General features: G+C 70.4%; 21 protein-coding genes. 4 read left to right on the top strand and 17 right to left on the bottom strand.

The features are described from left to right. The first annotated feature begins 35 nt into the window (after window positions 1-35). Complete coding sequence (locus tag ACFWI4_RS21475) at window positions 36-1,769, top strand: ATP-binding protein (RefSeq protein ID WP_387198504.1); 1,734 nt, start codon at window positions 36-38, stop codon at window positions 1,767-1,769. After that, the gene (locus ACFWI4_RS21470; RefSeq protein WP_387198501.1) at window positions 1,766-2,446 is read left to right on the top strand and encodes a response regulator; all 681 of its coding nucleotides are present in this window, start codon (window positions 1,766-1,768) and stop codon (window positions 2,444-2,446) included. Before ACFWI4_RS21475 ends, ACFWI4_RS21470 begins: the two co-directional genes overlap by 4 nt. A gap of 50 nt (window positions 2,447-2,496) precedes the next feature. Here the strand turns inward: ACFWI4_RS21470 and ACFWI4_RS21465 are convergent, their stop codons facing one another. From ACFWI4_RS21465 to ACFWI4_RS21455, 3 genes are all read right to left on the bottom strand, one after another. After that, window positions 2,497-3,558, bottom strand: a complete 1,062-nt coding sequence (locus tag ACFWI4_RS21465) for an ABC transporter substrate-binding protein (RefSeq protein ID WP_385401687.1) — start codon at window positions 3,556-3,558, stop codon at window positions 2,497-2,499. Between the two features lie 80 nt (window positions 3,559-3,638). Further along, window positions 3,639-4,502: an ABC transporter permease gene (locus tag ACFWI4_RS21460; protein ID WP_385401685.1), complete on the bottom strand. Its 864-nt coding sequence runs from the start codon at window positions 4,500-4,502 to the stop codon at window positions 3,639-3,641. Then, window positions 4,492-5,307, bottom strand: a complete 816-nt coding sequence (locus tag ACFWI4_RS21455; RefSeq protein WP_387198498.1) for an ABC transporter ATP-binding protein — start codon at window positions 5,305-5,307, stop codon at window positions 4,492-4,494. The genes ACFWI4_RS21460 and ACFWI4_RS21455 overlap by 11 nt, the downstream gene beginning before the upstream one ends. Before the next feature lie 162 nt (window positions 5,308-5,469). On the opposite strand from ACFWI4_RS21455, the gene ACFWI4_RS21450 reads away from it, so the two are divergent. Continuing rightward, entirely contained in the window at window positions 5,470-6,162 is a 693-nt protein-coding gene (locus tag ACFWI4_RS21450; RefSeq protein WP_387198495.1) for a response regulator, read from the top strand. Window positions 6,163-6,238: 76 nt separating this feature from the next. On the opposite strand, the gene ACFWI4_RS21445 is transcribed toward ACFWI4_RS21450, so the two are convergent. The 6 genes from ACFWI4_RS21445 to ACFWI4_RS21420 form a co-directional block, all read right to left on the bottom strand. Continuing rightward, window positions 6,239-7,831: a cation acetate symporter gene (locus ACFWI4_RS21445; protein ID WP_387198492.1), complete on the bottom strand. Its 1,593-nt coding sequence runs from the start codon at window positions 7,829-7,831 to the stop codon at window positions 6,239-6,241. Further along, window positions 7,828-8,316, bottom strand: coding sequence for a DUF485 domain-containing protein (locus tag ACFWI4_RS21440; protein ID WP_385401675.1), 489 nt, complete (start codon window positions 8,314-8,316; stop codon window positions 7,828-7,830). Before ACFWI4_RS21440 ends, ACFWI4_RS21445 begins: the two co-directional genes overlap by 4 nt. Window positions 8,317-8,421: 105 nt before the next feature. Further along, window positions 8,422-9,108 carry a response regulator gene (locus ACFWI4_RS21435; RefSeq protein WP_387198489.1) on the bottom strand — a complete coding sequence of 229 codons (687 nt, stop codon included), beginning with the start codon at window positions 9,106-9,108 and terminating at the stop codon, window positions 8,422-8,424. After that, complete coding sequence (locus ACFWI4_RS21430) at window positions 9,105-10,256, bottom strand: sensor histidine kinase (RefSeq protein WP_387198486.1); 1,152 nt, start codon at window positions 10,254-10,256, stop codon at window positions 9,105-9,107. Before ACFWI4_RS21430 ends, ACFWI4_RS21435 begins: the two co-directional genes overlap by 4 nt. Further along, entirely contained in the window at window positions 10,253-10,780 is a 528-nt protein-coding gene (locus tag ACFWI4_RS21425) for a DUF1453 domain-containing protein (protein WP_387198483.1), read from the bottom strand. Before ACFWI4_RS21425 ends, ACFWI4_RS21430 begins: the two co-directional genes overlap by 4 nt. Window positions 10,781-11,153: 373 nt before the next feature. Beyond that, window positions 11,154-13,277, bottom strand: coding sequence for a type IIA DNA topoisomerase subunit B (locus ACFWI4_RS21420; protein WP_387198480.1), 2,124 nt, complete (start codon window positions 13,275-13,277; stop codon window positions 11,154-11,156). 441 nt (window positions 13,278-13,718) lie between these two features. On the opposite strand from ACFWI4_RS21420, the gene ACFWI4_RS21415 reads away from it, so the two are divergent. Beyond that, window positions 13,719-13,949 (top strand): hypothetical protein, encoded by a 231-nt coding sequence (locus ACFWI4_RS21415; RefSeq protein WP_103549626.1) that lies wholly within the window; start codon window positions 13,719-13,721, stop codon window positions 13,947-13,949. Window positions 13,950-14,063: 114 nt separating this feature from the next. Here the strand turns inward: ACFWI4_RS21415 and ACFWI4_RS21410 are convergent, their stop codons facing one another. The 8 genes from ACFWI4_RS21410 to ACFWI4_RS21375 all read right to left on the bottom strand — a co-directional run bounded on the left by ACFWI4_RS21410 (window position 14,064) and on the right by ACFWI4_RS21375 (window position 25,137). Continuing rightward, window positions 14,064-14,882: a serine protease gene (locus tag ACFWI4_RS21410; protein ID WP_387198477.1), complete on the bottom strand. Its 819-nt coding sequence runs from the start codon at window positions 14,880-14,882 to the stop codon at window positions 14,064-14,066. 132 nt (window positions 14,883-15,014) lie between these two features. Continuing rightward, window positions 15,015-16,550 carry an RNA polymerase sigma factor gene (locus tag ACFWI4_RS21405; RefSeq protein ID WP_385401662.1) on the bottom strand — a complete coding sequence of 512 codons (1,536 nt, stop codon included), beginning with the start codon at window positions 16,548-16,550 and terminating at the stop codon, window positions 15,015-15,017. A gap of 408 nt (window positions 16,551-16,958) precedes the next feature. Beyond that, complete coding sequence (locus tag ACFWI4_RS21400; RefSeq protein ID WP_385401660.1) at window positions 16,959-17,846, bottom strand: FadR/GntR family transcriptional regulator; 888 nt, start codon at window positions 17,844-17,846, stop codon at window positions 16,959-16,961. Between the two features lie 162 nt (window positions 17,847-18,008). Next, complete coding sequence (locus tag ACFWI4_RS21395) at window positions 18,009-19,949, bottom strand: ATP-binding cassette domain-containing protein (protein WP_387198472.1); 1,941 nt, start codon at window positions 19,947-19,949, stop codon at window positions 18,009-18,011. Window positions 19,950-20,072: 123 nt separating this feature from the next. Then, on the bottom strand, window positions 20,073-20,831 hold the full coding sequence (locus ACFWI4_RS21390) for an NUDIX domain-containing protein (protein ID WP_385401656.1): 759 nt from the start codon (window positions 20,829-20,831) through the stop codon (window positions 20,073-20,075). A 123-nt stretch (window positions 20,832-20,954) separates the two neighbouring features. Continuing rightward, window positions 20,955-22,916 carry a glycogen debranching N-terminal domain-containing protein gene (locus ACFWI4_RS21385; RefSeq protein ID WP_387198469.1) on the bottom strand — a complete coding sequence of 654 codons (1,962 nt, stop codon included), beginning with the start codon at window positions 22,914-22,916 and terminating at the stop codon, window positions 20,955-20,957. Window positions 22,917-23,338: 422 nt separating this feature from the next. After that, the gene (locus ACFWI4_RS21380) at window positions 23,339-24,778 is read right to left on the bottom strand and encodes a DUF4192 domain-containing protein (RefSeq protein WP_387198579.1); all 1,440 of its coding nucleotides are present in this window, start codon (window positions 24,776-24,778) and stop codon (window positions 23,339-23,341) included. Beyond that, window positions 24,775-25,137: a hypothetical protein gene (locus ACFWI4_RS21375; RefSeq protein ID WP_387198582.1), complete on the bottom strand. Its 363-nt coding sequence runs from the start codon at window positions 25,135-25,137 to the stop codon at window positions 24,775-24,777. The genes ACFWI4_RS21380 and ACFWI4_RS21375 overlap by 4 nt, the downstream gene beginning before the upstream one ends. Between the last annotated feature and the right edge of the window lie 203 nt (window positions 25,138-25,340).

Raw genomic sequence — 25,340 nt, 5'->3', positions numbered from 1 at the left:
CCGGGCCGGGGGCGCGCCCCCGTACCGTCTGGGGCATGAGCCCTCCTCCCCTCGCACGACGACTGCGCCTCGGTCTGCCGCGGCGGGTGTTCGCCCAGGTCCTGGTGATGCAGATCGCCATCGCGGCGGGAGTCGCCGTGCTCGCCACCGGCCTGTTCCTGGCGCCGCTGAGCGCGCAGCTGGACGACCAGGCCATGCGGCGTGCCCTGGCGATCGCCCAGACCACCGCCGCCCAGCCGCAGATCGCCGTGGACCTCCAGCGGACGGCTCCCTCCAGAACGGGTCCCGTGCAGGTGGAGGCCGAGCGGATACGCAAGGCGAGCCGCGCCGAGTACGTCGTCGTGATGGACCTGCTGGGCATCCGCTGGTCGCACACCTCTCCCGCCGAGATCGGCAAGCCCGTCTCGACGAGCCCGCGGCAGGCTCTGTCCGGCAGGGACGTCATGGAGATCGACACCGGCACCCTGGGACGCTCCGCACGGGGCAAGGTGCCGCTGCGGGACGCCGACGGCAGGATCGTGGGCGCGGTGTCGGTCGGCATCAAGTACGACAGTGTGCGGGCCCATCTCATCGACACGATCCCGGGGCTGTTCGCGTACGCCGGCGGGGCCATGGCCGTCGGCGCGCTGGCCGCGTATCTGATCTCCCGCAGGGTCCAGCGGCAGACACGTGACCTGGCCTTCTCCGACATCTCGGCACTGCTGGAGGAACGCGAGGCGATGCTGCACGGCATCCGGGAGGGCGTGGTCGCCCTCGATCGCGGCGGTCGCGTACGCCTCCTGAACGACGAGGCGCAGCGGCTGCTCGGGGTCGGTGCCGAGGCCGTCGGGCAGCCGCTGGACGCCGCGCTCGGTCCCGGTCGCACGACGGACGTGCTCGCGGGGCGGGTCACCGGCACGGACCTGCTGACCGTCCGCGGACAGCGGGTGCTGGTCGCCAACCGGATGCCCACCGAGGACGGCGGCGCCGTCGCCACTCTGCGCGACCGGACCGAACTGGAGCAGCTCGGCCGCGAGCTCGACTCCACGCACGGGCTGATCGACGCGCTGCGGGCGCAGGACCACGAGCACGCCAATCGGATGCACACGCTCCTGGGGCTGCTGGAACTGGAGATGTACGACGATGCCGTGGAGTTCGTCGGGGAGGTGGTCGGCGACCACAGGGTCACGGCGGAACAGGTCACCGAGAAGGTCCACGATCCGCTGCTCGCCGCCCTTCTGGTCGGCAAGGCGACCGTGGCGACGGAGCGGGGAGTGGCGCTGTGGATCTCGGACCGGACGCTGCTGCCTGACCGGCTGGTCGACCCGCGCGGGCTGGTCACGGTCGTCGGCAACCTCGTCGACAACGCGCTCGACGCCGTCGCGGGCACGCCTCACGCGCGCGTGGAGGTCGAACTGCGTACCGAGGGGCGGACCGTCGTGCTGCGGGTACGGGACACCGGGCCGGGAATCCCGGCGGAGCGGCGCGAACTGATCTTCACGGACGGTTGGAGCACCAAGCAGCCGCCCGCGCACGGGAAGCGCGGAATCGGTCTCTCCCTGGTGCGGCGCCTCGCCGAGCGGCAGGGCGGCAGCGCGGAGGTGTCCGACGCGGACGGTGGCGGCGCGCAGTTCACGGTCGTACTGCCGGAGGCGCTGACGGACCCGTCGCTCGCGCCGCGGGACGCAGCCGGGGGCAGCACGAACACCTTCAACGCCGAGAACACCCAGCACATCAAGAACGCCGAGTACGGCGAGAACGCCGGAAACACCTGCACGGAGTCGACATGATCAATGTTCTTGTCGTGGACGACGACACCCGGGTCGCCCGCGTCAACGCCGCCTATGTGGAGAGGGTTCCGGGCTTCCGTGTCGCGGGTCAGGCGCACAGCGCGACCGAGGCACTGCACAGGATGGAGTCGCTGCCGCGCCCCGACCTGGTCCTCCTGGACCACCATCTGCCGGACGAGACCGGTCTCGCGGTGGTCCAGGAGATGCGCAGAAGGGGCCTTCAGATCGATGTGATCATGGTGACCGCCGCGCGTGACCTGGCGACCGTCCGGGAGGCGTTGCGGCAGGGGGTGCTCCAGTACCTCGTCAAGCCGTTCTCGTTCGCCGGGCTGCGGGACAAGCTGGAGTCGTACGCGGCCGTACGACGCACGCTCGACCGGGGCGGCACGGCCGAGCAGGCCGATGTGGACCTGATCTTCGGGACCCTCGCGTCGGCCACGACGCCCGACCTGCCCACGGGGCACTCCCCCCGGACCGCCGGACTCGTACGGCGGGCCCTGCTGGACGCCGAGGGCTCGCTGTCGGCCCAGGAGGTCGCGGAGGAGACCGGACTGAGCCGGCAGACCGCACAGCGCTATCTGAAGCTCCTGGAGCGTACGGGGCAGGCCCGTCTGACCCTCCGGTACGGCGACGCGGGCCGCCCCGAGCACCGCTATGCCCGGACGGCCCGCGACTGAGACACGTCCGGGGCGACGGAGCGGCCCGGCGTGTCGTCGGCTCCCGGCGGTCAGCCGGTGGCCTTCTTCACGAACTCCGTGGTGAACGTCTTGCTCAGGTCCACCTGGGCGTTCTTGATGTTCGGGTTGAACGCCTTGAGGACCTTCTCGACGGTCTCGGGACCGTTCTCGGGCATCACGCCGTCGTCGGTGAACATCGGCAGCGTGCTCTTGATCGCCGCTGCGTACAGCGTCTGGTTGCCCTGGGAGTAGTCGGCGGGCATCTTGGCGGCGATCTCGGAGGCGCTGTGGGCGGACATCCACCGCAGGGTCTTCACGAAGGCGTTGGCCAGCTTCTGGACCGTGTCCTTGTGGCTGTTGACCCAGTCCGTCTGCATGTACAGGCTTGACGAGGGGTACGGGCCTCCGAGCGCCTCCTGCGAGCCCTCGGGTGTACGCATGTCGATGAGCACCTTGCCGAGGTTCTTCTCCATGACGGTGGCGACGGTCGGGTCCGTCGTCATGCCGCCGTCGATGGCGCCCTGCTGGAGGGCGGAGACGAACGTCGGTCCGGCGCCGACGGCGACCGGCGTGAACTCACTGACCTGCACGCCGTTCTTGACGGCGAGGTACTTCGTCAGGAAGTCGGTCGAGGAGCCCAGGCCGGTGATGCCGAGCTTCCTGCCCTTGAAGTCCTTGGGCGAGGTGATGTCGCCCGCACGCTTGTTGGAGACAATCTCGACCTCGCCGGGTGCGTGGGAGAACTGCACGACGGACTCGACCGACTTGCCCTTGGTCTGGAGGTCGAGCGTGTGGTCGTAGAAGCCGACGGCGCCCTGCACCTGCCCCGAGACGAGGGCCGTCTCGGCCTGGACACCGGCCGGCTCACTGAGGAGTTCGACGTTCAGACCCGCGTCGGCGAAGTAGCCGAGGCGCTGGGTGAGCATCGCCGGCATGTAGATGACCTTGTCCAGTCCACCGACCATGATCTTGACGTGCTCCCCCTTGCCGCCACCCCCGCCGCTGCCGGAGTCGGCCGTGGTGCTCGCCGCGTCGTTGGCGCAGGCGGTGAGCGAGGTGAGAGCGAGCAGACCGGCGGCTGCCAGCGCGGAGTATCTGGCGGTCTTGCGCATGGTGGTTCACGTCCTTGTGAGTGGAAGGGAGGCGGTGCGTATGTACGGCGGGATCGTTCGGGTGCTGGGACCGGACCGGGTCAGCGGTCGGATTCCGACGGCTTCCAGCGGAAGATGCGGCGTTCGCCGAACGTGAGCAGCCCTTCGGCGAGCAGGGCGACGACGGCGAGGATGACCATCGCCGCGTACACCCCGGCCGCGTTGAAGGTGCCCTGGGACTGCGCGACGAGCAGGCCGATGCCCTTGGTGGCGCCGATGTACTCGCCGACGATCGCGCCGATGAGCGCGAAGCCGAAGCTGACGTGGAGGCTGGTGAAGATCCACGAGGTGGCCGACGGTATGACGACCTGAAGCGTCACCCGGCGGTCGCTCGCGCCGAGGATCCGGGCGTTGGCCACCAGGTTCCGGTCGACCTCCCGGGCGCCTTGGAAGGCGTTGAAGAACACCGGGAAGAACACGAGCACCACGGCCGAGGCGACCTTGGAGGCGGGCCCGAGCCCGAACCAGATCACGAAGATCGGCGCGAGGACGATCCTTGGTATGGAGTTGAGCACCTTGATGTATGGACCAAGGATGTCCGCCAGCAAGGTGATCCGCCCCAGGGCGATGCCGAAGAGCACCCCGGTGACCACGCCGATGCCCCATCCGAGCAGGGCCTCGTGCAGCGTGTACCAGATCTGCTCGCCGAGCGGACCGAGCGCGGTCCCGTGCATCACCCAGGTCTGGATCTGCTCCCAGATCTTCGAGGGCATCGAGAAGTTGAACGGGTCGATGACCTCGGCACGCGAGAGCACCTCCCACAGGCCGAGCACGACGACCAGGAGCAGCACCCGGGCGGCACCCACCACGATCTTGCGCTTACGGGCGGCACGCGCACGGGAGTGCGCGCGGCCCGGAGTCTTGGCCGTGTCGACGGCCGGCGCGCTGAGAACCTCAGGCGACATGAGCGGCACCCCTTTCACGGGTGATGCGGACCTCTTCGCCGAGGGACTCCCAGATCTCGCGGTAGATCTCGATGAACCGCGGTTCCAGGCGCACCGATTCGACCTTGCGCGGCCGCGGCAGATCGATGTCGAAGACCTGCTTCACGGTGGCGGGGCCCGCGGTCATCACGACGACCCTGTCGGCGAGCGCGATGGACTCCTCCAGGTCGTGGGTGACGAAGACGACCGAGGCGCCCGTGCCTTCCCACAGTTCGAGCAGTTCGTCGGACATCAGCGCCCTGGTCTGCACGTCGAGCGCCGAGAAGGGCTCGTCCATCAGCAGGATCTCGGGGTCGTTGACGAACGTGGCCGCGAGGGCGACGCGCTTGCGCTGACCACCGGAGAGCTGGTGCGGATAGCGGTCCTCGAAGGCCGCGAGCCCGACCCGGGCGAGCCATTCCCGGGCCCGTTCCTTCGCCTCGGCCTTGGGCGCGCCACGGAACCGGGGCCCGGCCATCACGTTGGAGAGAACCGTGCGCCACGGGAAGGTGGCGTCCTGCTGGAAGACGAAGCCGACCTTGTCCCCGACGCTGGCGACCGGCTCCCCTGCGACCAGGACCTCGCCCTCGGTGGGCTCCTCAAGACCGCTGACCAGGGTGAGTGTCGTGGACTTCCCACAGCCGGTCGGCCCGACGACCGCCACGAACTCGCCCCGGCCGACCGTCAGGTCGAGGTCTCTGACGGCCGTGTGCAAACCCCCTGACGGGGTCTTGAAGATCTTGCTCGCGCCCCGCAGCTCGATGGCGGGACTGGTGTCTGTGCTCATGGCCCGGGACCGTAGATGTGGTGCGGGCCACGGCATCAGTCTTCTGGGCGCAAGGCGTTCTTCTGCTCGCAAGGGGCTGTTGTGCTCATTTTGCTCGCGCTACAACAGCGGAGCCGAAACACGGGCGCAACAAACGCCCAGGCCTTGAGAGGAAGAGGCCCGATGATTGACGTCCTGGTCGTGGACGACGACTTCCGCGTCGCCGAGATCAACGCGAGATACGTGAGCAAGGTTCCCGGATTCCGGGTGGCCGCTCGCGCGCACAGTGCCGCCCAGGCCCTGGCCGCGATCGAGCGCGCCCCGGTCGAGCTGGTGCTGCTCGACCACTACCTGCCGGACCGCACGGGTCTCGAACTCGTCCACCAGATGCGGGAGAACGGCCACGGCACCGACGTCATCATGATCACGGCGGCCGGTGACGTGGCCACCCTCCGGGCGGCGATGCGCCTGGGCGCACTGCACTACCTGATCAAACCGTTCACCTTCACCGCCCTGCGGACGCGCCTCGATTCGTACGCCGCCCTGCGCCGCACCGTCGACCGGGTGGGCGGTCACGGTGTGACGGGCCAGGAGCAGGTGGACCGGATCTTCGGGGCCCTGCGCACGGCGCCCGCGCCGTCCTCCCCCGGGCTGCCCAGCGGCCATTCGGAACCGACCACGGACCTGATCTGCGACGTGCTGCACCAGGCGGCCCAGCCTCTGTCCGCCCACGAGGTGGCGTCCGAGACCGGCCTGAGCCGGTCCACGGCCCAGCGCTATCTGCGCCACCTGGAACAAGCGGGGCGGCTGCGGCTCTCTCTCAAGTACGGCGACACGGGACGCCCCGAACACCGCTATGCGTGGGTGACGCCCTGAGCCGGTGCCGTCCCGGCCGATGGCCGCTGTCCGGGGCCTTACCGCCTCAGGGTCGTCGTGTACGAGGCTCGCGTCCTCAGACCGCACCGGCGCCCGTGAGCGCGCGGACCTCGAGCTCGGCGTGCTTGGCCTCGTCCGGCGGCTCCGCCGAGGTGACGGTGCCGAGCCAGCCGGCGACGAAGCCCAGAGGGATCGACACGAGGCCAGGGTTCTGAAGCGGGAAGTACTGGAAGTCCACCCCGGGGAAGAGTGATTCGGGACTGCCGGACACCACCGGTGAGAGCAGCACGAGCAGCAGCGCGGGCACCAGACCGCCGTACACGGCCCACACGGCACCACGCGTGGTGAAGGACCGCCAGAACAAGGAGTACAGCAGGACCGGCAGGTTCGCGGACGCGGCGACGGCGAAGGCGAGCCCGACCAGGAAGGCCACGTTGAGGTCCCGGGCCAGCAGGCTCAGGGCGATGGCGATCACCCCGATGCCGACGGACGCACCGCGCGCCACCGCGACCTCGCCGCGCGGCTTGGCGTGGCGTCGGCGCAGCGACGCGTACAGGTCGTGGGCCACGGCCGCCGAGGACGCGAGGGTCACTCCCGCGACGACCGCGAGAATGGTGGCGAACGCGATGGCGGCGACGATCGCGAACAGGACCGTTCCGCCGGTGGAGGCGGCCCCGCCACCCAGGTCCAGGGCCAGCAGCGGAACGGCGGTGTTGCCCGCCGCGTTCGATCCGCGCACGGCCTCGGGACCGACGACGGCGGCCGCGCCGAAGCCCAGCACGATCGTCATCAGGTAGAAGCCGCCGATGAGCCCGATCGACCACAGCACGGAGCGCCGGGCTGCTCGCGCCGTCGGCACGGTGTAGAAGCGCGACAGGATGTGCGGCAACCCCGCGGTGCCGAGCACGAGCGCGAGCCCGAGGCTCATGAAGTCGAAGCGTGCGGTCCAGTCACCGCCGTACTTCAGCCCTGGCGCCAGGAAGGCCGTGCCGTGTCCGCTGCGCCGCGCGGCCGTACGCAGCAGTTCGTCGATGTCCCCGTGGAACCGCACGAGGACGAGCACGGTCAGAGTGATGGCACCGCCGATCAGCAGAACCGCCTTGACGATCTGGATCCAGGTGGTCGCCCTCATCCCTCCCATCGACACATAGATCACCATCAGCGCGCCTACACCGATCACCGTCCAGTTGCGCGCCGCGCCGCTGGTCCCTCCCAGCAGCAGTGAGACGAGGCTGCCGGCGCCCACCATCTGCGCCACCAGGTACAGGACGGACACCACGACCGAGGACGTGCCGGCCGCGATCCGCACGGGCCGTTCTCCCATCCGGGCCGCGACGACGTCGGCGAGCGTGAACCGGCCGCAGTTGCGCACCAGTTCGGCGACGAGGAACAGGACGACCAGCCAGGCCACCAGGAAGCCCACCGCGTACAGCAGGCCGTCGTAGCCGTACAGGGCGATGAGTCCCGTGACGCCGAGGAAGGAGGCGGCCGACATGTAGTCCCCGGAGAGCGCGAAGCCGTTCTCCATCGGCGAGAACAGCCGCCCGCCCGCGTAGAACTCCTCGGCCGAGCCGTGCCGGTTGCGACTCACCCAGGTCGTGATCGCCAGCGTCACCGCGACGAACGCGCTGAACAGCAGCAGCGCCAGGGTCTGATGGTGGCCGGTCACCGCTCACCGCCCCGCGCGTTCCTCGTCATCTCCTGCGTGTCCCAGCGCAGTTCGAGCGCCGCCCGGTCCCGGCGCAGCCGCGCGTGCCGGGCGTAGGCCCACGCGAGTAGGAACGTCGTGAGGAACTGCCCGAGTCCCGCGAGCAGCGCCACGTTCACCACGCCGACGACGGGCCGGGCCATGAACCCCGGCGCGGTCGTCGCGGTCACCACGTAGCCCACGTACCAGGGGAAGAAGACGGCGACGGCCGGAATCACGAACCTGCGGTACCGGCCGCGTACTTCCTGGAAGGCGGCGCTGCGCTGCACCTCCAGGTAGACGTGGGCGGCTCCGCCGGACCCTGCCTCGTGCTCCGAGCGGGCGGCCGGCACCGCGGGGGCGAGCGCACCCGTGCCGTCCAACTCGCCCCAGCCGGAAGCGAGCGCGTCGTACCAGGGGTCGTCGAACCGGACCTCCCCCGGGTCGCCGCCGTCGTGCTTCTCCACCGAACTCTCCTTGTCCGCGACGCGTTGCTGCCGCGTACCCAAGGATGTGCAGATCGGAGGGCTCCCCGACTCCTCTCTCCGTGCCCTTCACCCCATTAGGTGACCTCATCCCGCGGGCGGCCGCACCAGACCCTTCCCATAGGCGTAACGGACCGCTTGAGCACGGTCCTTGAGACCCGCCTTGGCGAAGAGATTGTTGATGTGGGTCTTCACCGTGGCCGTGGACACATGCAGTTTGCGGGCGATCTCGTGGTTGCTGAGTCCCTCGGCGATCAGGAGGAGCACCTCCGTCTCGCGCGAGGTGAGACCGTCCGGGGCCTCGGGAGGCGGGGCCGGCTTCGGTTCCGGGTAAGACAGCCTCTCCAGCAGGCGTCGCTGGATGCTCGGCGAGAGCCCGGCGTCGCCGGAGAGCACGTTCTCCACGGCCCGCACGATCTCGTCGCCCCCCGCGTCCTTGGTCAGATAGCCCCGGGCACCGGCACGAAGCGCCGGGAACAGCGACTCGTCGTCCACGAACGTCGTGAGCACGACGACCTGGGTCCCGGGGTACTCGGCGCGGATGCGCCGGGTCGCCTCGACCCCGTCGACGCGTGGCATGCGGAGATCCATCAGCACGACGTCCGGGGCGAGTTCGGCCACCAGCCGTACGGCCTCGGCTCCGTCACCGGCGGCTCCCACGACCTCGATCCCCGGCAGCAGTCCCAGCAGCATCACGATGCCTTCGCGCACGACCGTCTGATCGTCCGCGACCACGACCCGCGCCGGCCTCCTGTCCTCCGCCCGCTCGGTCATACCGGCACCTTCAACGTCACCACGAACCCCTCATCGCCCGGTCCGGCATCCAGCGAGCCGCCCAGCAGTTCGGCGCGCTCCCGCATGCCCAGCAGACCGTACCCGGCTCCCGAACCGCTGAGTTCGCCCGGTTTTCCACCCGAATCCCGTACGTCCAAGGTCACTTCGTGCGCGCCGTAGTCCAGTCTGATGTCGATCTTGGCGCCCGGAGCGTGCTTGCGTACATTCGTGAGCGCTTCCTGCGCGACGCGGCGCACCGCCTGCGAGGCCTCCGCCGGCAGCGGCTGGCGCTCACCGGTCACGGTGACACCGGCACAGCCCGCGGTGGCGACGAGTTCGTCCAGGAAGTCCTCCAGCGGAGACATTTCTCCCCGGAGCGCCGAGAGTGCCTGCCGTGTCTCGGCGAGCCCCTCGCGGGCCATTCCCCTTGCCGCCACGACCCGTTCGAGGATGACCTCCCGGTCCGCCCCTCTCTCGATCAGCAGGCGTGCCGCCTCCAGGTGCACGAGCTGGGCCGAGAGACTGTGGGCCAGGACGTCGTGGATCTCCCGGGCTATCCGCGCCCGCTCCGCCAGGGCCGCCGACTGCGCCTCCGCCGCATGTGCTGCGCGTTCCTGGACCAGCAGCCGCTGCGCACTCGCACGCGCTTCCGCGTCGAGACGCAGCACGTAACCCGCGAGCGCCAGCCCTGCGGTGGTGGCCGCGGTGGTCAGCCAGTCGTCGTTGTTGAGAGCCGCGTACGCGCTCAGCGCCACCGCCGTTGCCGGAAGGGCCGCCGCGAGAGGCAGTCGTTCGATGGCTCCGACGCCGCACCCGCACAGCAGGACGAGTGCGGGGGTCCGGAAGCCCGCGCCGTACCCTGCGGCCGCGACTGTCAGCAGCAGAGCGAGCAGTGCCAGGGACGGCAGCAGACGGTGCTTCAGAGTGGTCCGCCAGAATCCCCACGCGAGGACTCCGCTCACGGCGATTCCCGTGACTCCTCCGGCGAGCGCCCAGCCGCCGAGCTCACTGTTCGTGAGCGTCGTGGCGACGAGCATGACGAGGACGATGGTGCGTGTGACCCAGGCGAGCGCCCGGCGGGCCTTGTGCACGCCCACGCGGGAGAGTGCCTCGCGCGAGGGCCAGCGCGTCCAGACGGTGTCCGTCACAGGCGCTCCTTCCGCAGGACCCGGCGCACACCGTCACCGTACGCCGGGGCCTGTCCGGCCGCGGCCGGCTCCAGGGACTGGGCGCGCCAGGTCAGCAGACCGGAACGGACGAGCAGGGTGGCCGCCAGGCCGAGCATCACGGCCGAGGAGTTCTGGTGCACCCCAAGCTGGGCGCCGATGCCGAACAGACCCAGGCGCAGGCAGATGCCGGCGATCCATACGGCCCCGCTGGCCTTGGTGCTCCTGCTCCACGCGGAGCCGTCCGGCTCCGTCCATATCCGTGTCGTCCACGCCCATCCGGCTCCGATGGCCAGTGCCGTCACCAGTTCCGTGCCCAGCAGGAGGGAGGACTCGACCTGGTGGTGCGGGTCGATCAGGCCGGGCTCACGCAGCGCGACGACTGCGAGAACCGCGGGCACGATCCACCAGCGCCGGTCCGAGCCGATCCGGCGGGCGCTGAACTGGCGTGTGATCACGACTGCGGCGACAGCGGCGATCACCAAGGCGTTCGTGAGCCCGGACATGGGCGGCCTCCGTGAGCGAGAAGGGGGTGTCCGCAGCGAGTGCTGCCGACCCCATCGACGCTACGGAAATCCCGGCCTCGGCAGATCGGAGCTCGGGTGGATCGCGGGTGGATCCTCGGGTCCCTCGCATCTCCACCCGCGGGTGGACCCGCCCAGCCGTCAGGCCTCCGTCACACGGTGTCGAGCCCCGTCATGGCGGGACACAGGCTTCTTCGCCCCCGCCGCCCCTACCCAACCCGTACCCGGGGCTCCGCCCCAGACCCCGCTCCTCAAGCGCCGGAGGGGCTGAACTTTGCTGACGCTCCCGGGCCGAAAAGGGTGCGGCCGGGTAGGCGCCGCAAGGGCCGCGCCTACCCGGTGGCACCCCGGAGGGCTACGCGTCGATGCGTGACCGGTCCAGGGTCGCGGCCGAGCTGGAGATGAACTCCTTGCGCGGCGCCACGTCGTTCCCCATCAGCAGGTCGAACACCTGCTCGGACGCTTCCAGGTCGGAGATGTTGATCCGGCGCAGCGTACGGAACCGCGGGTCCATCGTCGTCTCGGCCAGCTGATCGGCGTCCATCTCGCCCAGACCCTTGTAGCGCTGGATCGCGTCCTTGTAACGCACACCCTTGCGCTGGAACTCAAGCAGCGTCTCCCGCAGCTCACGGTCCGAGTACGTGTAGACGTACTTGTCCTGGCCCTTCTTGGGCTGGCTGAGCTCGATCCGGTGCAGCGGCGGAACCGCGGCGAACACCCGTCCCGCCTCGACCATGGGCCGCATGTACCGCTGGAACAGCGTCAACAGCAGGATGCGGATGTGCGCGCCGTCGACATCGGCGTCGACGAGGAGAATGATCTTCCCGTAGCGCGCCGCGTCGATGTCGAAGGTCCGCCCGGAGCCTGCCCCTATGACCTGGATGATCGCGCCGCACTCGGCGTTCTTCAGCATGTCCGTCACGGACGCCTTCTGAACGTTGAGGATCTTGCCCCGAATGGGCAGCAGCGCCTGGAACTCGGAGTTGCGGGCCAGCTTCGCCGTACCGAGCGCGGAGTCGCCCTCGACGATGAACAGCTCGCTGCGCTCGACGTCGTCACTGCGGCAGTCGGCGAGCTTCGCCGGCAGCGAGGAGGACTCCAGCGCGGTCTTGCGGCGCTGTGCGTCCTTGTGCTGACGGGCGGCGATCCTCGTGCGCGCGGCGGCGACGGCCTTCTCCATGACGACCCGGGCCTGCGCGGCCTCGTCCCGCTTGGCGGAGGTCAGGAACGCCTTGAGCTCCTTGGTCACCACGTTCGTCACGATGCGGCGGGCGGCCGAGGTCCCGAGGACCTCCTTCGTCTGCCCCTCGAACTGCGGCTCGGCGAGACGTACGGTGACGACGGCCGTGAGGCCTTCCAGGGCGTCGTCCTTGACGATGTCGTCCTCGGCGACCCGGAGCAGCTTCTTGGTCCGCAGGACCTCGTTCATCGTCTTGGCGACGGCCTGCTCGAAGCCGGCGACGTGGGTGCCGCCCTTGGGCGTGGCGATGATGTTCACGAACGACTTGAGCGTCGTGTCGTATCCCGTGCCCCAGCGCATGGCGACGTCGACGCCCAGCTCACGGGTGACCTCGGTCGGGGTCATCTGACCGTGCTCGTCGAGGACCGGGACGGTCTCCTTGAAGGTGCCCGAGCCGGAGAAGCGGAGGACGTCGCAGACCGGCTTGTCCGTCGCCAGGAACTCGCAGAACTCGCTGATCCCGCCGTCGAAGCGGAACGACTCCTCGCCCTTGCTGCCGCCTTCGCCGAGCCCGAACTCGTCACGGACGACGATGGTCAGGCCGGGGACCAGGAACGCGGTCTGGCGGGCACGCTGGTGCAGGTGCTCCAGGGAGAGCCTGGCGTCCTTGAGGAAGATCTGGCGGTCGGCCCAGTAGCGCACGCGTGTGCCGGTGCGGGTCTTCGGGATCCGCTTGAGCTTGCGCAGCCCGCTGGTCGCGTCGAAATCGGCCTCGGGGCCGTCGGCCTTGAAGGCTCCCGGGGTGCCGCGGCGGAAGCTCACCGCGTGCGTCTGGCCGTTGCGGTCCACCTCGACGTCCAGACGGGCGGAGAGCGCGTTCACCACGGAGGCGCCCACTCCGTGCAGACCACCGGAGGCCGCGTACGAGCCGCCGCCGAACTTGCCGCCGGCGTGCAGCTTGGTCATGACGACCTCGACGCCGGAGAGTCCGGTCTTGGGCTCCACGTCGACGGGGATGCCACGGCCGTTGTCCCGCACCTCGACCGAGGCGTCGTCGTGCAGGATGACGTCGATGTGGTCGCAGTAGCCCCCGAGGGCCTCGTCGACGGAGTTGTCGATGATCTCCCAGAGGCAGTGCATCAGGCCACGGCTGTCGGTCGACCCGATATACATGCCCGGGCGCTTCCGCACTGCCTCGAGCCCCTCAAGGACGAGCAGGTGCCGCGCGGTGTAGTTGGAACCGTCACGGTCTGCTCCGGTCAGCAGCGCTGTGGACGGCACGGACGTATCGGCGGTCACGCGGTTCGCTCCTCGCTGAATTTCATGGGAGACCCTTTTGGGTAAGGGCCCGGCTTCGGTTGCCGCTCAGAGGGTACCGAGGCCTGGTAGAGCCGTTGTAGCACCACCCTCGCATGAACTCACCCTAGTCCAGGATCGTATGGGTGTTCGATCCCTCGATGGAGTGAAGTACATATCACGTTCCCTTCGAGGCATGAACCATTTAGGCTCCGGGCACGTCCTCATGAACAACCGGCAATCCAGCCGGGAGGACCGACACCTGACAGACAGCGCGAACCCGTACAGACACAAAGACACGCAATACGGCTCATTCGCCGCCAACCGGCAGCAGACAGCCGGCTCGGAAGAAAATTTCGAGGAAAAGCCGCGAGCGGGAACGTTTTCGGCCTGGTTGGATGTTGACCCTGGTACGACAGCTCGTCGAGCTAGAGAAGAGGCGACGTGACTACTGTTCTGACCCCCGCGAGCCCGCTGACGGCCGCTGACCGCTGCGACCGTTGCGGCGCCCAGGCATATCTGCGCGTCGTCCTCCTGAGCGGCGGAGAACTGCTCTTCTGCGCCCACCACGGTCGCAAGTTCGAGCCGGAACTCAAGAAGATCGCCGCTGAGATACAGGACGAGACGGAGCGGCTGACGTCCGTTCCCGAGAGCGTCAACGACGAAGATCGCTGAGCCTTCGTATCAACGACGAGCGGGTGCCGGTGAGAGGCCGGTGAGTGGGCGGTCACACCCTGGACACAGGGAGTGGCCGCCCGCACTCGTATCGCGTCACACCACCGAGAGTCCTCAGCGCCTCGCGTTCAGCGCCTGGACGGCCTCGGAGACCCGTGTGTAGACGCCAGGGCTCCCGGCCCGCCCGCAGCCGCTCCCCCAGGACACCAGGCCGATGAGACGGCCCTGGGCGACCAGCGGCCCGCCGCTGTCGCCCTGGCAGGCGTCACGGCCGCCTGCCGCCTCTCCGGCGCAGACCATGGACCCCGCCTCATAGGTCCCGGACTCGTTGCCGGGATAGGCCCGCTCGCACGAGGAGTCGGCGAGCACGTGGACATCCGCGGCCCGCAGGCTGCTCGCGTAGTCGCCGCCGCCCGTCAGATCGCCCCAGCCGTAGACCACGGCGGCGGTCCCCGGCTCGTACGCCGGATCCCCGGACGGGGCCATACGGATCACGGAGGAGGCCGGCAGCGGCTCGGCGAGGGTCAGTACGCCGAAGTCCCCGGCGTTGGTGTCACTGTCGTAGTGCGGGTTGACCCAGATGTCGCTGACCGGGATCTCCTTGCCCTCGTCGGACATGAGATCCCCGCGCCCCGCGATGACCTTCAGATCGCCCGCCTGGCGTGGTGGCGCGCCCAGCACGTCGTCGCCGAGGCAGTGGGCCGCGGTCAGGACCGTGGTCCGGCCGACGACCACCCCTCCGCAGAACTGTCCCGCGCGCGTACCTCCGAACCGGTCACGACTGGACAGTGCGACCGTCCAGGGGCTGTCGGCGATCCGGACCGGACGACTTCCGATGACAACGCTGTCAGAGGACGCCAGAGCGGGGGTCGTCAGCGATATCACCGCTGCGGTGGCCGCGAGGGCCAGGGCCGGGACGTAGGGACGGCGCATGTGCGCTCCTCACACTGGGAGGGTCGTGGAACACCCAGAGTGATCCACGCAGCGGTGGCACGCACTCCGCGCACACGACGAGGGCCCAGCCCCCCGAAGGAGGCCGGGCCCTCGTCGACGTGCGGCCGAGGCCTAGTCGAGGTAGTCGCGCAGTACCTGCGAACGCGACGGGTGACGCAGCTTCGACATGGTCTTGGACTCGATCTGGCGGATCCGCTCACGGGTCACGCCGTAGACCTTGCCGATCTCGTCGAGGGTCTTCGGCTGACCGTCGGTGAGACCGAAGCGCATCGAGACGACGCCCGCCTCACGCTCGGACAGCGTGTCGAGGACCGAGTGCAGCTGCTCCTGGAGGAGCGTGAAGCTGACCGCGTCGGCCGGGACGACGGCCTCGGAGTCCTCGATGAGGTCACCGAACTCGCTGTCGCCGTCCTCGCCCAGCGGGGTGTGCAGGGAGATGGGCTCACGGCCGTACTTCTGGACCTCGATGACCTTCTCGGGGGTCATGTCGAGTTCCTTGGCCAGCTCCTCCGGGGTGGGCTCGCGGCCCAGGTCCTGGAGCATCTGGCGCTGGACGCGCGCGAGCTTGTTGATGACCTCGACCATGTGCACCGGGATACGGATGGTGCGGGCCTGGTCGGCCATGGCGCGGGTGATCGCCTGACGGATCCACCAGGTGGCGTACGTGGAGAACTTGTAGCCCTTGGTGTAGTCGAACTTCTCGACCGCGCGGATCAGACCGAGGTTGCCCTCCTGGATGAGGTCCAGGAAGAGCATGCCGCGGCCGGTGTAGCGCTTGGCCAGGGAGACCACCAGACGGAGGTTGGCCTCCAGGAGGTGGTTCTTGGCGCGGCGGCCGTCCTCGGCGATGATCTCGAGCTCGCGCTTGAGCTTGGGAGCGAGCTTGTCGGCGTTGGCCAGCTTGTCCTCGGCGAACAGACCGGCCTCGATGCGCTTGGCGAGCTCGACCTCCTGCTCGGCGTTGAGCAGCGGGACCTTGCCGATCTGCTTGAGGTAGTCCTTGACCGGGTCCGCGGTGGCACCGGCGGCGGCGACCTGCTGCGCGGGCGCGTCGTCCTCGTCCTCGTCGGACAGGACGAAGCCCTGGGCGCCGTCCTCGGTGGGCTCCTCCGCACCGGGCTTGCCGGGGGTCTCCTCGACCGCCTCGTCGTCGACGAGCTCGGCGTCGTCCTTCTTGGCGCTCGTCTTCTTGGCCGCCGTCTTCTTGGCGACCGTCTTCTTGGCGACGGTCTTCTTGGCCGTCGTCTTCTTGGCTGCGGCGGGCTTGCCTGCGGAGGCGTCCTCGGACGGATCGTCGGCGAGGGCAGCCGGAGCCGCGGTGGCGGTGGCCTTCTTGGCGGTCACCGTCTTGGCCGCCACGGTCTTGGTGGCGGTGCGCTTGACCGGACTCTTCGCTGCGACGCTCTTTCGGGTGCGCTTGGGCTCCGCGGCACTGACCATCAGCGTCACACCCTCTTCCTCGAGGATCTGGTTGAGGCTGCGCAGTACGTTCTTCCACTGAGTGGCCGGAATCTGGTCAGCTTCGAAGGCCCGACGCACGTCATCGCCGGCGATCTGCCCCTCAGCCTTTCCCCGCTCGATGAGCGCCATGACAGAGACGGACTCGGCGATCTCCGGCGGGAGCGTACGGGATGTGCTGGCCGACACGAACAACCTCTCGGAACGTTGAAAAACGGCTTCCGGCCCCGTCCACTGCGGACAGGAACCGACGACCGCCGACTGGGGATGGGCCGACGGCGCGGGCGGGGACCGGGAAGATGCACAGCGCCAGACCTGGCGTCTGTATTCCTTCCTCGGCTATCACCTCTTAGGTCATCGCGCTGCCCCGAAGAGCGTTACGCCCAATCTGCGTGGCCCGAGTCACACCGCGTAAGCCCTCGAAAGATGACAGATCCTGTCAATCCAGGTTAGTTCATGATCAGCCACCCGGTCGCACCGTCGGGACCTGACCGAATCCGATAAGGATCCGGCCAGGTCCCGACGGGTGACGGCTCACGGGTTCGACGCGGCCGCGGGCGCCCGAGCGCCCCGGACGGTGTCACCCTCGGCGCGCGATCAGTGCTCGCGCGGCGCGGGCACCACACGCTCCACCTCGGGGTGGACGATGAGGAGCTGCCGCATGGCCGACTCGGCCGCCGCGCCGTCGGCCGCCGCGAGGGCCTCGACGATCCGGGCGTGGTGACCCAGCGAGGCCTCGTTCGGGCGGTCACAGCCGGTGACCGGGCCGCCGGAGACCTGGAGGGCCGCGGACACGATCCCCGAGAGGTGCTCCAGCATCCGGTTGCCCGCGAGCTGGATGAGCAGCGAGTGGAACTCGGTGTCGGCCCGCGAGAAGGTGAGGGCGTCACCCTGCGACATGGCGTGGCCCATGATCTCGACCATGTCGCCGAGCCGCTGCTGGATCTCCTCGCGGCCGTGTCCGGCCGCCAGGCGCGCGGCGAGCGGCTCGATGGTCCAGCGGAGCTCGCTCAGCTCGCGTCGCTGGTCGTCCCGCTGCGGCCCGAAGGCACGCCATTCGATGATGTCCGGATCGAGAAGGTTCCAGTCGCTGACGGGACGCACGCGCGTGCCGACGTTCGGGCGGGCGCTGACCAGCCCCTTGGCCTCCAGAACGCGGAGCGACTCACGGACGACGGTCCTGGAGACCTCGAACCGCTGGCCGATCTCCTCGGGCACGAGCGGACGGTCCGCGCCGAGGTCTCCGGAGACGATCATCTGGCCGAGCTGCTGAACGAGTTGGCCGTGCAGGCCGCGTCCGCGGCTGCCTGCGGCGCGGCGGCCGACACGGCCGAGTTCCGGCTCTGCACTCTCCCAGGCAGGGGGGCCCACGCGGTCGACACCGGGCGCGTCGGCATAGGGGTAACGGTCGAGTTCGCCCGGTCCGGCCAGGCCGGAATCTGAGGAGCGGGCGGCGGTCATCATGGTCTGCGCAAGGGTACTCACGGGTCTTTTGTCGGCGTCGACTCCAACTCCCTTGAGGTCTTTGGTGAAAAGCACACGAAAGGGTGATCGCTCACACCGTCGCAATTGACGCCTTATCGGAAAGAAATGGGCGCTCTTCGAGGAGTTGTGCGCACAGGGGGAACGGAAGGGTGCGGACGGTCGTCATCGGACCCGGCTCCGCAGGGTCGTGAGCAGATATGCGCAGAGCAGCCCGCACAACGACAACAGCATTGCCCCGCCCACGGGTTGGGCCAGAACACGCACGGCCGCCGCGAGGTAGCGCTCCCCGCCGAAGGGCCACTGCACGAGGACCAGTTCCCGCAGCCGCTCCGGGAACCCGGCCGCCGACCGCACAGACGGCCCCTGCGAGACCTTTTGTACGAGGGGTACGACGACGACCGGCACGGCGAGCACCGCCGCGAGCCCGGCGGCGGTGGACCGGAACAGGCCGGCGGCCAGCACGCCCGCCCACGCGCAGCCCGTCACCAGACCGAACCAACTCACGCTCAGCGAGAGCCAGTCCGAGGGAACTTCGGTGAGCTCCCGTCCGTAGACGAGGTAGAGCGCTTCCAGGTCGCATCCCACGGTGAGGAACGCCAGCATCAGCGCCGTGGCCGAGGCGAGGAGGAGCTTGGCGGTGAGCAGTCCCAGCCGACGGGGGACGGTGCCGCGGTCCGCGGCGAGGGCGGGGTGGCGGAACTCCTCGCCGAAGGCGACGGCGCCCAGCAGACCGGCACCAAGCGCGGCGGGCGGCAGCGGAAGTTCCTGCGGCCACGCGGCCAGCAGGCGCGGCTGGGGAGTGTGACCGATTCGGGCCAGGAGAACGGACATGAGGACCGAGGAGATGAGAACGGCGGCGGCGGTGAAGTAGCCGGTCCCGACACCGGCGGCTCTGCGCAGTTCGTAGCGCAGGGGACGCAGCGGGCTCCGGGCCTGGCGTACGGCGATGGGCGGCGGGAGGACGGACAGGTCCTCGGCGGCCGGCGTCTCGGCGGGGTTCGGCTCGGCGACGGGGCCCGGATCCTCGGAACGAGGGCCGATGACGGGAAGCGTCTCGACTCTGGGGCGAAGCTCGGTGACGGGGCGAGATTCGGTGGCGGGGTGCGGCTCGGCGGTGGAGCAAGCCGCAGCGGTGGGGCGAAGCTCGGTGGCGGGGCGCGGCTCGGCGGTGGAGCACGCCTCGGCGGTGGGTCGCTCGAGCTCCCCCAGCGGCGCCGCGACCCGGTTCGGCCCCATGTCACCCGTCTCGTCGGCGAGTTGGTGTACAAGGATGCCGTGCCGGAAGGCGGTCTCGCCGATGTCGGCGCAGGTACTGCCGTATACGGAGAGCCGGTTGCCCTCCTCGCACACCACTTCGACGGAGCGCTGGGCGGTACGAGCCTCCTTGGTCAGGAGAGAACCGAGCCGGGCCGCGTGCGGACTGCGGACGGCCACCCGCGGCCGGAGCCGGGTCCGGGCGAACTCCACGGCGTCCTGGTCGGCGACGAGACGGCCCCGCTCCAGCGTGACGACCCGGTCGGCGGTCCGCGCGGCCTCCTTGGCGTCGTCCGTGCTGAACAGCACCGTGCCGCCCTGTGCGGCGTGGGCGCGCAGAACCCCGTGAAGCCATCGCCCCTCCCTGACGGACAGGCCGTCCGAGGGACCGTCGAGCACGAGGGTGTGGGGGTCAGGCAGGAGCGCGCAGGCCAGTCCGAGCCGGCGGTCCATGCCACGGGACAGCGTGCCCAGACTCTCGTCCCGGAGGCTGACGAGCCCGACCACTTCGAGGACTTCGTCCGCGCGGCGCACGGGAACGCCGACGGCTGCGCACAGCATCCGCAGCTGACCTCGGACCGAACGTGCCGGATGACCCGGTACATCGCCCATGAGTACGCCGACCTCGCGCGAGGGGTGGGCGATCCGATGCAACGGCCTGCCTCGGAAGTAGGTGATTCCACGGCCCTGTTGGAGTTCGAGCATGAGCCTCAGTGCCGTCGTCTTCCCGGCGCCCGGGGCTCCGACGAGCGCCGTGACACGGCCCGCGTGCGCCTCGAAGGACACGTCGTCGACAGCGGGCGGACGCGCCTTACGGGTGTTGCTGGTCAGTCCGATGGCCTGGATCACTCACAGCAAGATAGCGCGACATTTCGGATTTTCCGGGCGCCATGCGGCTTGCCCCCGACAGGCCTTGCGAGTCCGTCGAGCACGCCAAGGCCCCGGAAGCCGAAACCGTGTTCGCCGCCCTCGTCAGACCTCGGGGCGCAGCATCGGCGGGTTGAGCAGTGTGGCACCGCCCGCGCGGAACAACTGGGCGGGGCGGCCGCCCTGGCGTGTGGTCGTACCTCCGGTGGGCACGAGGAAGCCCGGTGTCCCGGTGACCTTGCGGTGGAAGTTGCGCGGGTCGAGCGCCACGCCCCACACGGCCTCGTACACCCGCCGCAGCTCGCCGACGGTGAACTCGGTCGGGCAGAAGGCGGTCGCCAGCGACGAGTACTCGATCTTGGACCTGGCGCGTTCCACACCGTCGGAGAGGATCTGCGCGTGATCGAAGGCGAGGGGTGCCGCCTGCTCCCCGTCCCGTCCGTAGCCGCCTTGCTGCAGGAGCTCCTCGACGGGTGCCCAGCGGGCGCTGTTCGCGTCGCCTCCCGCGCGGGGAGCGGGCAGGTCGGGGGCGAGCGCGAGATGCGCGACGCTCACCACGCGCATCCGGGGGTCACGCTTGGGGTCGCCGTAGGTCGCGAGCTGCTCGAGGTGCGCGCCGTTGTCCTGTGCGGGAACCAGGGGATCGTGGGCGCACAGGCCCGTCTCCTCGGCCAGCTCGCGCGCGGCCGCCTGGGCCAGGTCCTCGTCGGTCCGTACGAAGCCGCCGGGCAGTGCCCATCGCCCCTGGAACGGCTGCTCACCCCGCCGTACCGCCAACGCGCACAGGGCATGGCGGCGCACGGTCAGCACGACCAGGTCCACGGTCACGGCGAAGGGCGGAAAGGCTGACGGGTCGTAGGGCATGCCGCGATCATAGTCGTCTGCCTGACGATAAACATCTCCTTCGTGAGCCCGGTCGATGGTTGATCGACTTCCGTCGGTACGGCACCGTGCCGCCGCGCAGATCCGGTCAGGAGTCACCGGACGTCACACTCCCAGCTGCAATCCCTCCCCCGCTTCCTCGACCATGGCGAGTCCGAGTCTGCTGACGCGCACGGAGAAGGGGGCGCCCGAGATCCGCAGGCCCGTCAGCACGATCTCTCCCAGCGGTGCGGCCCGGAACGGGCGCAGTGTCACGGTTCCGGCGGGCGCGTCCGGACGGATCCCTGCCAGGGAGCAGAGCAGCAGCACCCCTGCGGCGGCCGCGGTGGCCGCGGGACGGGAGGCGGCCGGATGCGGCAGCGGCGCGCTTCCCGGTGTGCGCCGCTCCCCCGCGTACATCTCGGGCAGTCTGCCGTCGAAGGACTCGGCCGCCGCCAGTACGCCGCGGAGCAGGGAGCCCGCCTCGTCCTCGTGGCCGGCGGCGGCGAGCCCGGTGACGGCGACGGACGTCTCGTGGACGCGCACGGCTCCGCTGCGATGGCCGAACGGGTTGTACGCCGTCTCCTTCGCCCCGAGGCTCCGCAGTCCCCAGCCCGAGTCCATGGCCGGGCTTCCCAGCAGTCTGGCGAGCTGCTCGGTCCGTGCCTTGTCGAGCAGGCCGGGGGCCATCTCTCCGGAACCGGACAGACCGGTGTCGAGGAGATGGGCGGCGCCCGAACCGAGCGGGGACACGGGGCGGCCGTCGCGGGTGCGGGCGGCGGCCGGTCGGCCACCGGCTCCGTCCTCGGCCCAGAAGTCGTCACGGAACGCCGTCCGCATCGCCTGGGCCCACTGCCGCAACCCCGTACCTCCCGGGCGGCCGTGCGCGTCGAGCAGGTCGGCGCCGAGCAGCGCCGCCCGATGGGCGTGCGCCTGGGTCTCACAGCGGAACGGTCCGCCCGGCTGTACGTCGGACAGATACGTACCGTCCCCGACCGTGGCCCGCAGCCACTCCAGACACCGCTCGGCCGCGGGCAGCAGTTCCCGCACCTCCCGCTCGGCCAGTCCCCAGCGCCAGGCCTCCGCGAGGAGCACGGGGAAGAGCAGGGTCGCCTCGGTCCCCGTGCAGCCCGGCGGCAGATGCGGCCCGCTGTCCCGCAGAGGTCCCGGGATCATTCCGGACTGGGGTCCCGGACCGGCGAGCTGGGCGCGGGCGAGGGTCCGCAGGGTGCCCGCGGCAAGACGGGTGCCGAGCGGCAGGGTCATCCGGGCCGCGGCCAGCGCCTCGGCGGGCGCCAGCCCGCAGCGCCAGGGAGCGCCCGCCGCCAGGTGGGTGTCGAGCGGATGCCGGGGGTCGCGCAGCAGCAGGGCCCGCAGATCCTCGACGCAGGTTCTCAGGAGTGTTTCGGCCCCGGGTTCGTCGCTGACCACCCTGGCCTCGGCGAACGGGCCCGCCGCTCCGCGCCCCGCCGGCCTGACCGGCTCCTGTCCGTCCGGTCTGACGCGCAGCTCCACCGTGAGCGTGCCGCCCGGCGGCAGCTCCAGTTGCCAGCGCAGCAGTCCGGCCGAGGCCAGGGCGTCGGTCGGCGGCGGGTCGGCGGTGACGGTCACATAGCCCGTGGGGCAGGACCAGCGCAGTCCGGCGGAGTGGACACTGGCGGGAAGTTCGGGCCCTGCCCGGCCCGAGGCCACGTCGCCCAGTTCCGCGAGGTCCGTCCCGAGGGCGACCTCGACGGGAAGGCGCAGGGCCCGGAGCGCGGAGCTGCGCAGGGTGATCCGCTCGATGCCCTCCGCATGACGGGTTCTTTCGACGACCACGTCCGGGTCCGGGCCCGTGTCGGGGGAAGCGCGCAGCGTACCGACGAAGCGGGCCCGGTCGGCCGCGAGCATCCGGGCCTGCATCGCGAGCGGTTCCCGGCCCGCGACCCGGACCAGGCAGCGGGACAGGGTCCGGCGGCCCGCCCTGTAGAAGCCTTCCAGGCCGCGTCCGGTCAGTTGCCCTTCCGCCGTCGAGATCACCAGTCCTGGGAGGGCGGCGCAGATCAGGGTGGTGTGGGCCGGCGGGAGGTCCGCCGACCGGCCTGGCATGGGAAGGGAGGTCCGGGGAATTCCGGGTCCGCGTCCCGAGGGCGGGAGGGGTACGTCTGCGTCGCGGCCCGGTCGCGGGGCCGCCAGAGCGCCCCCGCGTCCGGCGGACTGTGCGGACTCGTGCCCGGACGGGCGTGTGCCGTCGGGTGCCGAGGTCGGATGGGGCATGGACATGAGGTGGCTTCCTCCGCGCTCGGTGTGCCTGGAGCGCGCTGAGCTCCTGGTGGGGGCTCCGCGGGGTCGCGGGCGTTGCGGGGGCGCAATCCGGCCACGGATTCCGCCACTCAGGTGAACGGGGCAGCCCTGTCCCGGGTCACGCGTTTTCGGTGGGAGCCGACCGAATGGCGGTGGCGTGGGTTCACCCCCCTCGGCCCTGCCGGTCCTTTCCCTCGGCTCGCCTCGCCGTTCCGTCTGCCGGGCCGTCACCCTTCCTCCTGGGAACCGTGCCGCTCGTTGTCGATCTGGCCGTGCATCCGGCCGTCCGCCCGGTCCGCCGCTCGGCGGGACCGGTCCGCGGCGGGTGAGGTTCCGCCTGGCGGACGGGACCCTCGGGCCGTCCGGTTCCCGGGGCCGCGCCGGCCCGCTCGGCTCCCTCCGTTCGCGACCGGCCGGGCCTTGCGCCGGCGAGCGGTGGAGGTGGACGGCGGGGCACCCGGTGTGGGCGATCCGGACGCCGCCGCCCCGGCCGCCGGCGGAAGGGTGCCGGAGTCGCCCGGCCGGTCCGCGTCGGACCGACCTTGTTCCGTGCGCTGAGCGCGCAGGCAGCGCCGGACGGACTCGGGATCGAGGCCCTCGTTGCACGCCTGGTGGAGCAGACGGGCGAACAGATAGTCGGGATCGGCGCCGAGGGCCATGGCGAGTGCTTCCCGTGCCTCCAGTTCGTCGCCGGTGGACCAGGCGACCCACCCCGCGAGGGTGAGGGGTGCCGCGGCGTGTTCGCGGTAGGGGCCGACGCAGCGTCGGGACAGTGCCCGCCACAGGCGCAGCGCGGGGGCGGCCTCGTCTCCCTCCATCCACTGCGCGGCACGGTCGCGGGTCGTGCGGTCCTGCAGACCGAGGATCAGCACGGCGGCTTCGTCGTTCTCCAGGAGTCCGTCGTCGCGCAGGTCCGCCGGACGCGTGCCCGACACGGGAAAGGCCGCCGCGAACCGGTCCCTGATGAGCCGGGCCAGCGCGAGGGTCTCCTCGGCCACGGCGGCCCGGCTGTCGTCACCCAGGATCCGCGGGACCAGCGCCATGCTGGCGGTGTCGAGCGCCACCTCCTGTCCCAGCGCGGCCGTGGACTCCCAGGGAAGGAACCTGGCCGTCAGGTCTTTCAGGGATCCGCGCACCTGGAGGCCCGCGTAGGTCGCGGCGGCGGCGAGGACCGACGTTCCCGGCAGCCCCATCGGTGTGCCTTCCGCCGGACAGCATCCCTGCCCTGGGCAGGTGTAGGTCCAGAAGCGGCCGTCGGAGATGCAGAGGGCCTCGATCACGGGAACGTCGAGGCGTCCGCAGGCCGTCCGCAGAAGTTGCGCGAGCGGCCTCAGGCGTTCCATCACGTCCCGCCCCGATTCACCGCTCCGGGGTTCCTGGCACAGATAGGCCACCATGCTTCCGGGACGGGCTCCGCGACGCTCGCTCCCTTTCACCAGGCCCTGGGCGAGCTGGTCCGAGGCGGACTGCCAGTCCTCCGGTTGGGCCGGGATACCGAGTCGGGCCCGGCCGCCGAAGCGGCCCCGCTTCTCCCGGTCGTGCAGGGCGACCAGCACGATGCTGTCGTCGGGGCGATAGCCGAGGAGATAAGGCAGGGCGTCGGCCAGCTCCGCCGGGGTTCGGAGGGTCACCTGATGCTCGGCGCCCGGGAGTGCCAGCCCGTTCAGATGGCGGTCGTCGTCGGCTCGGCTCCTGCCGGCCCCGTGGTGGAGCCCGCCGAGAATCGGCGTGCCGCCGTGAGCCTCGGGGCCGGCCTGTCGGACGACCCGGTCCCGGGCCTCGCGCCCGGACGGTCCGTCCTGGTCGTCCCAGCCTTCGCCAGCGTGGCCTCCGGGCCCGTTCCGAGCGGTGCGACCGCCGTGACCGTGTTCGCCGCCGCCCCCACCGTCTCCGCATACGCGGCTTTCACGGCCGCCTCCACCTTCACGACCGGCTTCACCTCCAACGCCGTGCCCGCCCTCACGGCCGTCGCCGCCTCGATGACCACGTCCGACCTCGTGGCCGTCTCCGCCTTCGCGGCCTTCACCGTCGGATCGGCCGAACCGCGGGTTCCAGCTGGGTCCGCTGACCGCGCTGATGTTCTTGTCGCCGGACGTGCCGGTCGCTTCGTCGTGATTCGTCATGCGGTGACCATCTCTCGGAATGCGAAATTCCGGTTGAGCCTGTGGATAACCACCGCCATGACCACGCCAGAACTTGTCCACAGCTCGACGTCTCGTTCGCGCAATG

It is taken from the genome of Streptomyces sp. NPDC127038 (genome assembly GCF_042725875.1).
Lineage (GTDB): Bacteria > Actinomycetota > Actinomycetes > Streptomycetales > Streptomycetaceae > Streptomyces.
Note: the sequence above shows the minus strand (reverse complement) of the source record. Positions and strands in the feature narration are given on the sequence as shown.